This window comes from Acidovorax sp. GW835-FHT14B10 (genome assembly GCF_058793725.1).
The window spans coordinates 22,698-35,496 of the sequence record NZ_JBXAGC010000004.1 but is presented as its reverse complement, the minus strand read 5'-3'; the positions used below and the strand labels follow the sequence as shown (position 1 = coordinate 35,496).

13 protein-coding genes are annotated in these 12,799 nt (G+C 62.0%); 8 read left to right on the top strand and 5 right to left on the bottom strand.

Annotation, left to right across the window (positions count from 1 at the left end; translation table 11 throughout):
• Positions 1–320 precede the first annotated feature (320 nt).
• Complete coding sequence (locus AC1Q5S_RS04825) at positions 321–1,232, bottom strand: LysR family transcriptional regulator ArgP (protein ID WP_303834220.1); 912 nt, start codon at positions 1,230–1,232, stop codon at positions 321–323.
• 120 nt (positions 1,233–1,352) lie between these two features.
• On the opposite strand from AC1Q5S_RS04825, the gene AC1Q5S_RS04820 reads away from it, so the two are divergent.
• Positions 1,353–2,690, top strand: a complete 1,338-nt coding sequence (locus tag AC1Q5S_RS04820; protein WP_303834218.1) for a D-amino acid dehydrogenase — start codon at positions 1,353–1,355, stop codon at positions 2,688–2,690.
• A gap of 11 nt (positions 2,691–2,701) precedes the next feature.
• Here AC1Q5S_RS04820 and AC1Q5S_RS04815 read toward each other — a convergent pair whose 3' ends face one another.
• Entirely contained in the window at positions 2,702–3,490 is a 789-nt protein-coding gene (locus AC1Q5S_RS04815) for an alpha/beta fold hydrolase (RefSeq protein ID WP_492238417.1), read from the bottom strand.
• 172 nt (positions 3,491–3,662) lie between these two features.
• On the opposite strand from AC1Q5S_RS04815, the gene AC1Q5S_RS04810 reads away from it, so the two are divergent.
• Positions 3,663–4,106: a flavin reductase family protein gene (locus tag AC1Q5S_RS04810; protein ID WP_303834244.1), complete on the top strand. Its 444-nt coding sequence runs from the start codon at positions 3,663–3,665 to the stop codon at positions 4,104–4,106.
• 11 nt (positions 4,107–4,117) lie between these two features.
• Complete coding sequence (locus AC1Q5S_RS04805) at positions 4,118–4,705, top strand: MOSC domain-containing protein (RefSeq protein ID WP_492238416.1); 588 nt, start codon at positions 4,118–4,120, stop codon at positions 4,703–4,705.
• A 134-nt stretch (positions 4,706–4,839) separates the two neighbouring features.
• Here the strand turns inward: AC1Q5S_RS04805 and AC1Q5S_RS04800 are convergent, their stop codons facing one another.
• A complete protein-coding gene (locus tag AC1Q5S_RS04800) occupies positions 4,840–5,559 on the bottom strand; it encodes a TetR/AcrR family transcriptional regulator (RefSeq protein ID WP_492238415.1) in 720 nt (239 codons plus the stop codon).
• 300 nt (positions 5,560–5,859) lie between these two features.
• On the opposite strand from AC1Q5S_RS04800, the gene AC1Q5S_RS04795 reads away from it, so the two are divergent.
• The 5 genes from AC1Q5S_RS04795 to AC1Q5S_RS04775 all read left to right on the top strand — a co-directional run bounded on the left by AC1Q5S_RS04795 (position 5,860) and on the right by AC1Q5S_RS04775 (position 11,206).
• The gene (locus tag AC1Q5S_RS04795; protein WP_303834212.1) at positions 5,860–6,894 is read left to right on the top strand and encodes an ABC transporter substrate-binding protein; all 1,035 of its coding nucleotides are present in this window, start codon (positions 5,860–5,862) and stop codon (positions 6,892–6,894) included.
• A gap of 2 nt (positions 6,895–6,896) precedes the next feature.
• Positions 6,897–7,700, top strand: coding sequence for an ABC transporter permease (locus AC1Q5S_RS04790; protein WP_303834210.1), 804 nt, complete (start codon positions 6,897–6,899; stop codon positions 7,698–7,700).
• Positions 7,694–8,491, top strand: a complete 798-nt coding sequence (locus tag AC1Q5S_RS04785; protein WP_492238414.1) for an ABC transporter ATP-binding protein — start codon at positions 7,694–7,696, stop codon at positions 8,489–8,491. Before AC1Q5S_RS04790 ends, AC1Q5S_RS04785 begins: the two co-directional genes overlap by 7 nt.
• A gap of 67 nt (positions 8,492–8,558) precedes the next feature.
• Positions 8,559–10,193, top strand: coding sequence for a class I adenylate-forming enzyme family protein (locus tag AC1Q5S_RS04780; RefSeq protein WP_422204016.1), 1,635 nt, complete (start codon positions 8,559–8,561; stop codon positions 10,191–10,193).
• Entirely contained in the window at positions 10,109–11,206 is a 1,098-nt protein-coding gene (locus AC1Q5S_RS04775) for a thioesterase, FlK family (RefSeq protein ID WP_492238413.1), read from the top strand. The genes AC1Q5S_RS04780 and AC1Q5S_RS04775 overlap by 85 nt, the downstream gene beginning before the upstream one ends.
• A gap of 338 nt (positions 11,207–11,544) precedes the next feature.
• Here the strand turns inward: AC1Q5S_RS04775 and minE are convergent, their stop codons facing one another.
• Together minE and minD are read right to left on the bottom strand one after the other, a co-directional pair.
• Entirely contained in the window at positions 11,545–11,811 is a 267-nt protein-coding gene (gene minE / locus AC1Q5S_RS04770) for a cell division topological specificity factor MinE (RefSeq protein ID WP_026434817.1), read from the bottom strand.
• A gap of 3 nt (positions 11,812–11,814) precedes the next feature.
• The gene (gene minD, locus AC1Q5S_RS04765) at positions 11,815–12,633 is read right to left on the bottom strand and encodes a septum site-determining protein MinD (RefSeq protein ID WP_303834205.1); all 819 of its coding nucleotides are present in this window, start codon (positions 12,631–12,633) and stop codon (positions 11,815–11,817) included.
• Positions 12,634–12,799: the final 166 nt, after the last annotated feature.

Here is a 12,799-nt window from a genome sequence, read left to right as displayed (position 1 = left end):
AGACGCGCGCACCGCATGCCGCGCTTCGCTGGAGAAAACCCGTGCGGTCTCAGAGCCTGTTTACGATCTCCCAGGGGTCGCGCAGTGGCCTTTGCGGGAGGGGATGCAAGGCGCGGTGCGCAGCCAATAGCTTGGCTATTGGCAAGCGCCGCAACGCCGCAGACCGCCCGCAAAGACCACTGCCCCAAGGGTTGGAGCGAAATCGGGCGATTGCACGCCCCGGCTGCTGGCATGGGCACCAGCCCATGCGGCGCATCCGAAGCATCCACTCCTCCCGATTGCGCTCCAACGCGATCCCCTGCGAGATCGTAAACAGGCTCTCAGGGCACCAGTGCCTCGGCCGCAGCGTGGGTCAGGGCTGCCGTCAGGGCGTCAAGCAATTCCGACTCCAGGTTCCAGCAATGCCAGTACAGCTGGATGGGCAAGGCGCACCCCGGAGCCAGCTCCACCATCGAGCCGTCTGCCAAGGCATCCCGTGCCAGCAACTCTGGCACCACGCCCACCGCCCAGCCTGCGGCCACCGCCCGCATCTGGCCCTCCGCGCTGGGCACGAAAAGGTGGTTGAGCGCCACCCGCTTGAGCCCGAATGCGCGCGCCACGAACTCCGAGGCCATGTCGTCCTTGCGGTTGAACGACAGAAACGACACCTCACGAAAATTGTGCGGTGTCAGCCCTTGCGGCAAGTACTTCCGGGCAAACGCCGCCGAAGCCACCGCCACATAGGGCATGGCCCCGAGCGGCACCATCTTGCAGCCGCGCAGCGCCTGCTTGAGCGTGGTGACACAGCCCAGCACCTGGCCGGAGCGCAACCATTCCTGGGTGAAATCCTGGTCGTCCACGATGATTTCCAGCGGCAGGCGCTGGCGCACCAGATCATGCAGCGCGCCCATCGCCCAGGTGGCAATGCTGTCGGCGTTGATAGCAATCGAAATGCGCTCATCCTCGCGCGTGCCACCGGGCGCACTGGGGGCGAGCTCCTGCAGATCGCGCTCCAGATCGGCCCGCAGCAGGCGCATCTGCTTGGTGTGCTTGAGCAGCAGCTGCCCCGCCGAGGTCGGCCGCAGCGGCCGGCTGCGCACGATGAGCACTGAGCCCACCTGCGCCTCCAGCGCGCGCAGGCGCTGCGAAACCGCCGACTGTGTCACGTTCAGCCGCTGGGCGGCACGCTCGAAACCGCCCTCTTCCACGATGGCGGCAAGGCATTCCAGGGCGGCGGGATCGTAGGTACTCATGGTCTTCAACTCGCGCAAAAATGGGCCACTCCGCAGCGCACTTTATTAGATGCGCTGATGTTTTTGGAGTAAGTTTAATTTTGCTTTTAGAGCAACGCAATGTCGCGCACACTGCGCCCCATGAAAACCATCGTTCTTGGCGCCGGCATCATCGGCATCAGCACCGCCTGGCATCTGCTGGAGCGCGGACATGAAGTGACCGTGGTCGATCGCCAGCCCGACGCCGCGCTGGAAACCAGCTTCGCCAATGCGGCGCAGATCTCGGTGAGCTACTGCGAGCCCTGGGCCAACCGTGCAGCACCATGGAAGGCGCTCAAGTGGATGTTCGACAAGGAGGCACCCCTGCTGTTTCGGCCCCAGCTCGACTGGGAACAGTGGCGCTGGTGCCTGAAGTTTCTCGCCCAGTGCAACGACCGCGCTTTTGAACGCAATGTGCAGCAGATCGTGGCCCTGGGCGCCTACAGCCATGCGGCGCTGAAGGACGTGGTGCGCGGCACCGGCATCGAGTACCACCGGCTCGAACGCGGCATTGCGCATTTCTATTCCGACCAGAAATCCTTGGACGAAGCAGGCCACGCCGTCGAGGTGATGCGCCAGTTCGGTGTGCAGCGCCGCCTGGTCAGCCGCAACGAGCTGCTGCAGATCGAGCCGGCCTTCCAGGCCTACGGCGACCGCATCACCGGTGGCACCTACACCAGCACCGACGAAAGCGGCGACGCGCGCATGTTCACGCAGCAACTGGCCCGCCGCTGCGCCGAGCGCGGCGCCAAGTTCTTGTATGGCCACGATGTGCTGCGACTGAACAAGATTGGCAATGCCATTGATTCAGTAGCTGTCATCGATCGCCAATCGGGCATTGGCGGCAAGAAAGATTATCTGTTGAAGGGCGACGCCATCGTGGTGGCCTGCGGCTCCTACAGTGCGCCGCTGCTGCGCACCGTGGGTGTGGATCTGCCGATCTACCCCGGCAAGGGCTACAGCGCCACCTTCCCGCTGCTGCGGCCCGAGGGCGCGCCCATGGTCTCGACCATCGACGACGGCAAGAAGCTCGCCATGAGCCGCCTGGGCGATGTGCTGCGCGTGGCCGGCACCATTGAGCTGGGCGGGTTCGACCTGTCGCTCGACAGCCCCGTGGCCCGGGCGCGCTGCCACATGCTGTCGCGCCGCATCGAGGAGATCCTGCCCGGCGTGTGCGACACCCGCACACCCGAGCAGGGCGGGAACCCGCAGTACTGGACCGGCCTGCGCCCGGCCACCCCCACCAACATCCCGTTCATCGGCCGCACGCGCCTGGGCAAGCTGTGGGTGAATGCCGGCCATGGCACCCTGGGCTGGACGCATGGCGCGGGCTCGGGCAAGGCCCTGGCAGAACTGATCAGCGGCGCACAGCCCGCCATGGACTTCGGCTTTCTGGGCACCGAAGCCGCGGCGCCCCGGCGCGCCGCCGTCGCTGCCTGAAAGCCCTCAGTTCAGTGCAGCCGGCGCTGCTCGGCCAGAAAGTCGAGCAGCGCAGCATCGAATCCGTCGGGGTCTTCGAGCTGCGGCCAGTGGCCGACATGCGCCAGGCTCTGGTGGCGCGCATCGGGCAGCACATGGGCCAGGGCCTGCAGCGCGGCGGGCGGCGTGCAGGGGTCCATGGCGCCACCCAGCAGCAAGGTGGGCATGCCCAGGCGCATGAAGGCCGTGGCATCGCGTTCAAATACGGCCAGCAGCTGCAGCGCCCGCCGGTAGGTCGCCGGGTACACCTGCGACAGCGCATGGCCCGCCAGCCGCACGCCCTCGGGCAAGGCCCCGCTGCCGATGAACCGGGGCACGAGGGCCTGGGCCAGCCGCTCCATCGACTGGCCGCCGTCCACCGCCTCCAGGGCCTGCAGGCGGGGGCTCACCCAACGGCGCACGGCCTCGGCATCCAGGCCGGGGCCACCCGCACACAGCACCAGCCGCCGCACCAGCGCGGGCTGGCGCAAGGCCACCTCGGCCGCCACCATGGCACCCAGCCCATGGCCCACCAGCGTGACCGGCCCGCACTGCAGCGCCGCCACCAGCGCCAGGCAACCTTGCGCCAGGCCCTTGAAGGTGTACGGCTCAATGGGTGCGCTGTGGCCATAACCCGGCATGTCCCACGCCACGGCCCGGTAGCCGGCGGTGACCAGCCGCTCCACCTGGGGCGCAAACGTGAGGTAGCCGCCATCGGCATCGTGCAGCATGAGCACGGTGGGGCCTGCGCCCAGGGTGATGTAAGTGGGTAAGCGTGCCATGCGGTGTTCCGAAAAAGAGCCCCACGCCTGCGCGGCCGGGGGCGCCACACCATAATAGTCCTCCCCATCCCCACGGCCCCGCGCCCCCGTTTTTGTGAACAGTTCCCCGCAACCACCCGCCCTGGCCCGCCCGCCGAGTTTTTCTGCGCGCGAGTTTCGCGATGCGCTGGGCATGTTCGCGACCGGGGTGACCATCGTGACGGCCCGCAATGCAGCGGGCGAGTTCATCGGCCTGACCGCCAATTCGTTCAATTCGGTGTCGCTGGAGCCGCCCCTGGTGCTGTGGAGCCTGTCACGCGCCGCCGCCTCGATGCCGGCCTTTGCCCACGGCTCCCACTACGCCGTCAATGTGCTGGCAGCCGGCCAGAGAGCCCTGGCCGAGCGCTTTGCCGCCCGCGGGATCGACCGTTTTGCCGGTGTGGAGCACCACCCGGGCATCAGCGGCGCGCCTTTGCTGGCGGGCGTCGTGGCCACGTTCGAGTGCTTCAACCGCAGCCGCTACGACGAAGGCGACCATGTGATTTTTGTCGGCGAGGTCGAGCGCTGCCAGCACCAGGAAGGCCTGTCGCCCCTGCTCTACCACGGTGGACGCTTCTACACCGAGCATCCCCTCTAGCGGCGCAGCCCATGGACCGGACACTGCAACTGCACAGCGTGAATGTGGGCACGGCCCAGCCCGTGCGCATCGGCGAGCGCCGCATTCTCACCGCCATCGGAAAATCCGCCACACCCGGCCCTGTCGCCGTGGGCCCGCTGGGCCTGGCCGGTGACGAGCAGGCCGACCTGAGCGTGCACGGTGGCCTCGACAAGGCCGTGTATGCCTACCCGGCGTTGCACTACGCCTTCTGGCAGACCCAGCGGCGCGAGCGGGGCATCAGCCCGCTGGACGGAACATTGCCGCCGGGCTTTCTGGGCGAGAACCTCACGGTGGACGGCCTGCTGGAGCACGAGGTGTTCGTGGGCGACCGCCTGCACTTTCCCGATTGCGTGCTGCGCGTGACGGCGCCGCGCGAGCCCTGCTACAAGTTCGACGCGGTGATGGGGTTCGCCCAGGCGGGCCGGGCCATGGCGTTGGCGGGCTGCTGCGGCTACTACCTGGCGGTGGAGCAGGCGGGCACGCTGGCGGCAGGCCAGCAAGCCGTTCTGGAGCCGGGCCAACGCGGCCTGAGCATCACGCAGGCGTTCGCCGGAAAGTTCGCGAAGCATTTGCGCTGAGGCGCGCAGCGCCTCCTGGTGCCAGATGCTGCTGCGCCGATTGGCGCATGTCTTGGTTGACAAAGTCCACCATCGTCGTCAGGTGTACCTACAGGGGATGGCCTTTGGGGTGGCCGCCCGTTTCATCCGGCAGGTCACGGTTTTCTGGGTTTTGCGGGCTGGTTTTCACCCTGCGCCGGTGGGAGTTCAGTCGTTCGTCTGGCAGAACTTTCCTTGGATCTTGCCGCGCCGATCTGGGCAGCTTTCACTGGAAAAAGTATCGGCTCTATTTGCTTGAGCAACCTGTCCACAAAATCAGCATCTAGGGGTGCGTGCGCAAAAAGCACACGGTACCAAAGGGGCCCAAACAACAGATCCAGGACCAGATCATGGTCCAGATTGTTCGGGATCTGCTTGGTCTCGACCGCTCGTTGGAGCAGGGCGAGACCCGCTTGGCGTCTCGGCCCAACGACTCTTTCTCGCAACAGTTCCGCGGTGACCGTGTCGTACTGGCCCTCCGCCATCAGCGAGCACAAGATTCGCCGCCAGAGTGGGTCCTTCAATCGTTCAACGGTGGCCAACAGGTAGCGCTTGAACTCCGCTCGAAGCGAACGGGCGTCCTGCCTGACCCCTTCGGAGAAGCCCTCCATATAGAGATCGACCAGCAAGGCGCCCTTGGTGGGCCAGCGCCGGTAGATCGACGCCTTGGACACGCCAGCCGCACCTGCCACCTGCTCTATGGAAAAGCGGGTTTCCCCCTCTCTCCTCAAGAGCGCTCGTGCGGCCTCCAGGATCGCCCCGTGGGTCTGTTGGTTACGCGGGCGACCGCGGGTGGCTTCCGATGCCTGCGGGGCGGTGTTGGCAGATGTAGTCATGGATCATGATTCTCACAGATTTGACATACGATACGAACCGTTTTATATTTATAAAAAAGAAACGGTCCGTTCCGTATATAGGAGACAACAGTGAAGATTCACATCTGGCGCCCTACAGCGCGCGCGCGTATCAGCACCGACCCGGGCCAGCTCCGCGTCGGCCGACCACGATGTCCGGCATCGCCTTCTGGCCTCGTCTTGGTTTCCCTCTTTGCTGCCACAGGGTCACCGCCGCAAACAACGGCAACCCATGGCAATACGTGCAAGACCTTTCAATCTCACTGACGCACAGGAGTTCTTATGAAAACAGAAGACAGCAGCAACCGGCGCAGCGCGCTCAAAAGCATCGGAGCGCTTGGTGCTTCCGCTGCGCTGATGACGCTGAGCGTCAAGGATGTATTGGGACAGACAACGATCCCCATTGCTTTGACAACCGGCCTGAAACTGGCGAACTACGGTCCGATCTACGTTGCTGCGCGCAATGGGCTGTTTGCAAAGCAAGGACTTGCGGTCACGGTCAATGTTGGCGGCACGGTCGTTGAACCCGTATCGATCGCACTGTCTGGTCGTGCTCCGTTGGCCGTGACTGGCACCGGGATGGCTGTGAATTCCACCCTGGAGGGTGGCCAGATGAAAGTGGTCGCCAAGATGTGTGGTGCATTGGGTATGTGGGTGATCACTCGACCGGGCACTACGTTCACATCCCTCGCCGACTTCAAAGGCAAAAAAGTGGCCAGCCTGCGGTACCCCTCCAACACGGTCACTTCGCCCACGTTTGCGATGAAGAAATTCGCAGGAATAGACCCCAAGTCCTCAGGCGTCGAGTTCGTTGAGGGACCCCCAGGATCGATCGTCGGCGCGGTCCGCGACAAGCGCGCAGATGTAGGTGTGGTTTTCGAATGGGACGCAAGTATCGCTGCGCAGCAAGGCTTGGAGGTCGCCTATGGCTTCGCGGACCAGATGGGGCCAATCCTGTTGACCTCCGTGATGGTGAAAAACGACTACTTGGTCTCGAATCCAGACCTGATCCAGCGATTTTGCAACGCCATTGCAGCGTCCATGAAACTCATTCGCGAAAACAACCCGGTTTACGTCAGCGCCATGGGCGCTGAATTCAGCAACCTTGATCGATCGGTTGTTGCAGCAGGGTGTGCCCGCCTTCTGGCCACGAAGGGTTTTGTGCCAACCAATCCCATTATTTCGAAGGCCGAATGGGATGCCAGCGTCGAGCACGACTCCTTGGCCGGAACCATCCGCAAGGCACTGACTTTTGAGGAGATGGTTGACAACCGATTTGCGCAAAAGGCCACGGAGGCCTTTGGTGCCGGAGCTTGACCATGGCCACTACCTCCATCGCAGCAAGCCAATCCGATCGCTCCAGCAGCGCTACCGCCATGAGCTCAACACTTCGAATTACTTTCTATCAAGCCACACTGGTGCTGGGCATGCTTTTGGCATGGGAGTTGCTGGTGCGATCCGGCGTTGCGCCTGTGTACCTGTATGGGCAACCCTCGGGCATCCTGGAGAAAGGCCTGGTCCTGATCCGAGAAGGCGACCTCTTTGTCCATATGGGTGCAACCGCATTCGAGGCAATCATAGGGTTTGCGATCGGTACCACACTGGGCAGCGCCGCGGGTCTCATGCTGTGGCTGTCTGACACGGTTGCACGCGTCTTGCGCCCCATCATCGTCGCCATCAATGGTGTGCCCAAAATCGCACTGGCGCCACTGGTGATTGTTTGGTTTGGCGTGGATATGGGAGCCAAGGTCGCAATCGCCGCCAGCTTGACCTTCATCGTTGCACTGATATCGGTCTATCAAGGCACGCAAGAGGTGGATCAGGATCTCGTCAAGCTGATGCGTTCGCTTGGCGCTCGCCGGTTGACCATCTGGCGCAAGGTCATCGTTCCAGGTTCAACTCCATGGATTTTGGCCACGATGCGATTGAACATTGGCTTTGCCATGATTGGCGCGGTCGTGGGGGAATACATCTCCGCCAAAAAGGGCTTGGGCTACTTCATCTACAACGCGGGCGCACTGTACGACCTCAACGCGGTATTCGTCGGGATTTTCTGTCTCATGGTCCTGGCACTGGTGCTGGACATTGTTCTGCTCAAAGTCGAAGCGAGGTTCAAATGGTGAAAAAAAATAGCGATGCCGTGCTGGAAGCTCGCAATGTATCGATGACGTTCAACGCGGGTTCAGAGCGCGAAGTGGTGGTGTTCCGAGGCGTGAACTTCGCGCTTCACGAAGGCGAAATTCTTGCGATCGTTGGCCCCTCTGGCTGTGGAAAATCCACACTGTTCAACATCATCGCGGGTCTGCTGGAGCCAACCTCGGGGGCCGTCTACGTTGATGGGGAGCGCATCGACGGTGCACGTGGGCACGTGGGCTACATGCTGCAAAAGGACTTGCTGCTGCCTTGGCGAAGTGTTCTGGACAACGTCACACTCGGACTGGAAGTCCAGGGGGTCGAAACTGGCATGGCGAGAGAACGCGCAGCAGGTCTCATCAAGAGCTATGGCCTGGCAGGCTTTGAGGCGGCTCGACCCAGCTCCTTGTCCGGGGGCATGCGTCAGCGCGTCGCTTTCATGAGAACGCTCGCGCTGGACCCCAAGGCAATCTTGCTGGACGAACCATTTTCTGCTCTGGATTTCCAGACCCGGCTGGTGCTGCAAGGCGATGTCAGACGCATCATTCGTGACAGAAACAAGGCAGCCATTCTCGTGACACACGACATTGGCGAGGCAGTTGCCATGGCCGATCGTGTTCTGGTGCTATCTCACCGACCCAGCACCGTCAAGGCCATCTACGACATCGATCTCGGAGTATCCGAGGACGATCCAATTGCATTGCGGCGTTCTACCCGCTTCAACGACCACTTTGATGCAATCTGGAACGACCTCGACATACAAGTTTCATCAACCGCCTGATGCTGGCACGGCCCGCCATGCTTCGCTGTGAAGCAGGTGGGCCAGTCAAATAAAAGTGAGTTCGCAGATGCATACGATTGCTGAGAAGCCCAGCCGGGCTGCAATGTTGAATGACCGCGCGAGGATCAGTCCCGCTCCCCGCAACTCCTACGAAGCGCTTGTGCAGTGCGCTCATAGGTGGCCTGATCAAGATGGTGTCGTTTTCCCCCTCGCCAACAAGCGATTGAGCTTCAGCCAGTGGCTGGATCAAGCGGAGCGGCTGGCACAGGCGCTGCGCCGCATGGGAATTGGTGAAGGTGATACCGTCGCGCTGTGGGCAGAGAACCGGGTCGAATGGGCGGTGACTCAGGCAGCACTTGCGGGAATCGGTGCTGTCCTCGTGCCGATCAACACGCATTTTCGAGAAAAAGACCTGTGTTTTGTGTTGAACCACAGCCAAGCCAAGGCAATCCTGTTCTCACAGCGCTTTCGATCCAGCAACTACCTGAACATGATTGTCAGCCAGCGACCGGAAGCGCCGGCACTGAAACACGTTATCTGTTTTGATCCGGTAGAGTGCCCGGACGTCTTGGCCTATGACCAACTGATCGAAGACTGCGGTGATGCTTTTGTTCCAACCCAGGCATCGGCGGCCGCCATGGGCAGTGTGCAGTACACCTCCGGGACAACGGGGCAGCCCAAAGGGGCTGCGTTGTCTTTTGGTGGAATGATGCTCAACGCTGCCGCAAGCGCTCGTCGGCTGAAGCTCACCCACGAGGACCGTTGGACATCGATCATTCCGCTGTTTCACTGCGCGGGATGCATCATGAACCTGATGGGCTGCCTGACCCAAGGCGCAACTTATGTGGGTGTGCCTGCGTTCGACGCACAGGATATGTTCCGCATTATTGAAAGCGAGCGCTGCACTCTGCTCACCGGCGTACCCACCTCGTATCTGAGCATGCTGCAGCACCCAGAACGGCCAAGTTACAACCTCAGTTCGCTGCGTGCAGGTACCTGTGGGGGCTCTGATTGCGACCCGGGCGTGCTCGCACGATGCGCGGCCGATTTCCCGATACCCGGTTTGGTGCAGGTCTATGGTCAGACAGAGGCCAGTACCCTGATTGCCCTTGACGAGCCGGACAGTCCTTTTCGATGGGAAACCAGTGGCTTGCCATTGGAGGGCATGGAACTGCGGATTGCGCACCCCGAAACACGTGCCTGCGTGGCTCCGATGGAGTTGGGACAAATCGAAGTGAGGGGACCGATGGTGATGATGGAATACCTTCACCAGCCGGAGGCCACCAGCAAAACCATTGACGATCAAGGATGGATGCAAACAGGCGATCTGGGCTACCTGCGCACGGACGGACGTGTCGTGGTGGCTGGAGGCCGGTTGCGAGACATGATCATCCGTGGAGGCGAGAATATTTACCCAGTGGAGGTCGAGAACCTGTTGCGAGAACATCCGGCCGTGGCAGAGGTTGCCGTCTTTGGTTTGCCCGATACGTACTATGGCGAGACGGTAGCGGCAGCCATCAGTTTGCGCGCGCCCGCAATGACCGCCGATCTGAAGGCATTCTTGGCCGGAAAAGTAGCCGCATTCAAGCACCCGATCCGATACTTTCAGGTCACCGAATGGCCCATGACCTCCAGCGGGAAGATCAAGAAGCGCGATCTGCAGGCTGCTGCTCTGGCCAGCCAACTGGACGCACTCGCATGAGGTCGCCGGCATCCGGATGCAGTGCCATACACTGCGCCGTTCCGGGACCAGACTCGACCGCTGCGGCTATCGGCAATACCGACGTGATGGTCGTTTCGTCACCCTATCTCATTGGATTGCTGGAGGAGGTCAGCCACCGCGCAATCAGAGATTTTTACGAACCTGGTGAAGCCTCGGTCGGTACCCGCATCGATGTGTCCCATGTGGCACCCGCCTTTCCGGGGCGGGAAGTAGTCGCACATGCCAAACTGGAAACCGTGGAGGGAAGGCGGCTCCGGTTTTCAGTGTCTGCCCATCAGGATGGACGATCCATCATGCACGGCGTTCATGAACGGGCCGTTGTTCGGTTGGAGAATTTTCTTGCCACCGATCCGGGCGCTCCCCCCAAACATGCGAGCCCAGGGTCCATCGAATTCTTTTTCGACTACCACAGCCCGTGGTGCTATTTCGCAGCCTTGCGCCTGGGAGCCGTTGCAGCCCGTTTGGGGCGGGAAATAGTTTGGAAACCCATGCATCTGGCACGCTTGATCGAGCGGATTGACGGACGCCGCCCCCTGGAAGCCAACGCAGCTTTTGTTCACTGGTTCAAATCCGATATGCAAGACTGGGCGGAGGCGTTGGGTATCGAACTTCGCTACCATCCCGATTTTCCGCTGCGTCCCGCACGAGCATTGCGTGCCACGGTCTATGCCGCACAGCAGGGACAGGCTGAAGGCTTCGTACTCGGCGTCATGCGTGCCTACTGGAGCGAATCCAAAGACATCAGCGATGCACACCAACTCGCTGATATTGGCGCTGCCGTTGGGCTCGACGGAAGCGCGGTGCTTGCGTCAATTGACGATCCGACTTGCAAAAGCGCGATCGAGGCAAATACACAGGAGGCACAAGACAGGGGCGTCTTCGGTGCGCCCAGTTTTTTCTGTGAGGGCAAGCTGTTCTGGGGCAACGATCGCTTGGGTCAGTTGGAGGAATATGCACAGCGGTCTCGGCATGACCATCCTCCAGGCGGTTGACGGTCTGGCTGGACAAGCCCAGGTGATCGGCCAGCATTTGCCCGGTCCATCGGCAGACTGCTGAAATACTCCCGGATGGCCCTCCCTTTCAAGGTCTTGCTCGGCGCACCGTGAGCACGCGTGCGGTCGAGACATGAGAACGTGCGATGCTGCCGTCGATGTAACCCTTTGGCTTGATCAGCGTAGGCGCAGTAGATGACGGGCCAACGCGACCTGAGCGATCACGCAGGTGATCGCCGAAAAGTTCGCGAAGCATTCGCGGTGAAGCGCGTAGCGCTCCTCTGTCGATGGCTTCCGGCGCACGCTCCATGCACCTTGGAAGCCGGTTTGATCAAAATTCAGCGCCCAAACTCGGGCAGCTCGATCTTCACTTCGAGAACTTCCAGGTTGTCCTGGCGTTCCAGGTGCACCCTGAGGTCGTCGGGGCTGATCTTCACGTATTTCGAGATCACCGCCACCAGTTCGCGCTGCAGCGCGGGCAGGTAGTCGGGCTCGGCGGCATTGCGGCCGCTGCGCTCGTGCGCCAGGATGATCTGCAGGCGCTCTTTGGCGACGCTGGCGGTTTTCTTCTTTTCGCCAAGCAGGAAAGAGAGGAAAGAAGCCATGGCTTATTTGCTCCCGAACAGGCGTTTGAAGAAGCCAGGCTTTTCCGCCTCGATGAAGCGCAGCGGCTTGTCGGTGACACCCAGGAAGCGGTCGATCACGTCCTTGTAGGCCTCGGACACATCGGTGCCCTGCGCATGGATGGCGGGCGTGCCCTGGTTGGACGACTGCAGCACCACTTCGGACTCGGGGATCACGCCGATGAGTTTGATGCGCAGGATGTCCTGGATGTCCTCCAGGCTCAGCATCTGGCCGTCTTCGACCCGGCTGGGGTTGTAGCGCGTGATGAGCAGGTGCTCCTTGATGGGCTCGCCGCCTTCGATGGCACGCTTGGTCTTGCTGCCCAGCATCCCGAGGATGCGGTCGGAGTCGCGCACCGAAGACACCTCAGGGTTGGTCACCAGCAGCGCCTCGTCGGCAAAGTGCATGGCCATCAGCGCGCCGCTTTCGATGCCGGCGGGCGAGTCGCAGATGATGTATTCAAAGCCCATGCCGGCCAGATCGGTCAGGATCTTGCCGACGCCCTCTTGCGTGAGCGCCTCCTTGTCGCGCGTCTGGCTGGCAGCCAGCACGAACAGGTTTTCGCACTGCTTGTCCTTGATGAGGGCCTGGTGGAGGTTGGCCTCGCCCTGGATCACGTTGATCAGGTCATACACCACGCGCCGCTCGCAGCCCATGATGAGGTCCAGGTTGCGCAGACCGACGTCAAAGTCGATCACGGCGGTCTTGTGGCCGCGCAGGGCGAGGCCGGTGGCAAAGCTGGCACTGGTGGTGGTCTTGCCCACGCCACCCTTGCCGGAGGTCACGACGACGATTTTGGCCATGTGTGCTGATTCTCTGTGGGAGTTGATACGAATGAAAACGGGGTTCAGAGCCTGAGAGTTTTTTGGCCGTGTCCGTGCAGCGCGTCAAAACGCCCCCGATCTAGGCGCAAAGCGCAGCCATAGCTCGGGCTATGGCGAGCATTTGCAACAACGAGCGGGGGCGTTT

Coding starts and splice junctions, on each gene's coding strand:
- AC1Q5S_RS04825 (WP_303834220.1), bottom strand. CDS start 1,232: ATGAGTACCTACGATCCCGCCGCCCTGGAATGCCTTGCCGCCATCGTG.
- AC1Q5S_RS04820 (WP_303834218.1), top strand. CDS start 1,353: ATGAAAACCATCGTTCTTGGCGCCGGCATCATCGGCATCAGCACCGCC.
- AC1Q5S_RS04815 (WP_492238417.1), bottom strand. CDS start 3,490: ATGGCACGCTTACCCACTTACATCACCCTGGGCGCAGGCCCCACCGTG.
- AC1Q5S_RS04810 (WP_303834244.1), top strand. CDS start 3,663: ATGTTCGCGACCGGGGTGACCATCGTGACGGCCCGCAATGCAGCGGGC.
- AC1Q5S_RS04805 (WP_492238416.1), top strand. CDS start 4,118: ATGGACCGGACACTGCAACTGCACAGCGTGAATGTGGGCACGGCCCAG.
- AC1Q5S_RS04800 (WP_492238415.1), bottom strand. CDS start 5,559: ATGACTACATCTGCCAACACCGCCCCGCAGGCATCGGAAGCCACCCGC.
- AC1Q5S_RS04795 (WP_303834212.1), top strand. CDS start 5,860: ATGAAAACAGAAGACAGCAGCAACCGGCGCAGCGCGCTCAAAAGCATC.
- AC1Q5S_RS04790 (WP_303834210.1), top strand. CDS start 6,897: ATGGCCACTACCTCCATCGCAGCAAGCCAATCCGATCGCTCCAGCAGC.
- AC1Q5S_RS04785 (WP_492238414.1), top strand. CDS start 7,694: ATGGTGAAAAAAAATAGCGATGCCGTGCTGGAAGCTCGCAATGTATCG.
- AC1Q5S_RS04780 (WP_422204016.1), top strand. CDS start 8,559: ATGCATACGATTGCTGAGAAGCCCAGCCGGGCTGCAATGTTGAATGAC.
- AC1Q5S_RS04775 (WP_492238413.1), top strand. CDS start 10,109: ATGGCCCATGACCTCCAGCGGGAAGATCAAGAAGCGCGATCTGCAGGC.
- minE (WP_026434817.1), bottom strand. CDS start 11,811: ATGGCTTCTTTCCTCTCTTTCCTGCTTGGCGAAAAGAAGAAAACCGCC.
- minD (WP_303834205.1), bottom strand. CDS start 12,633: ATGGCCAAAATCGTCGTCGTGACCTCCGGCAAGGGTGGCGTGGGCAAG.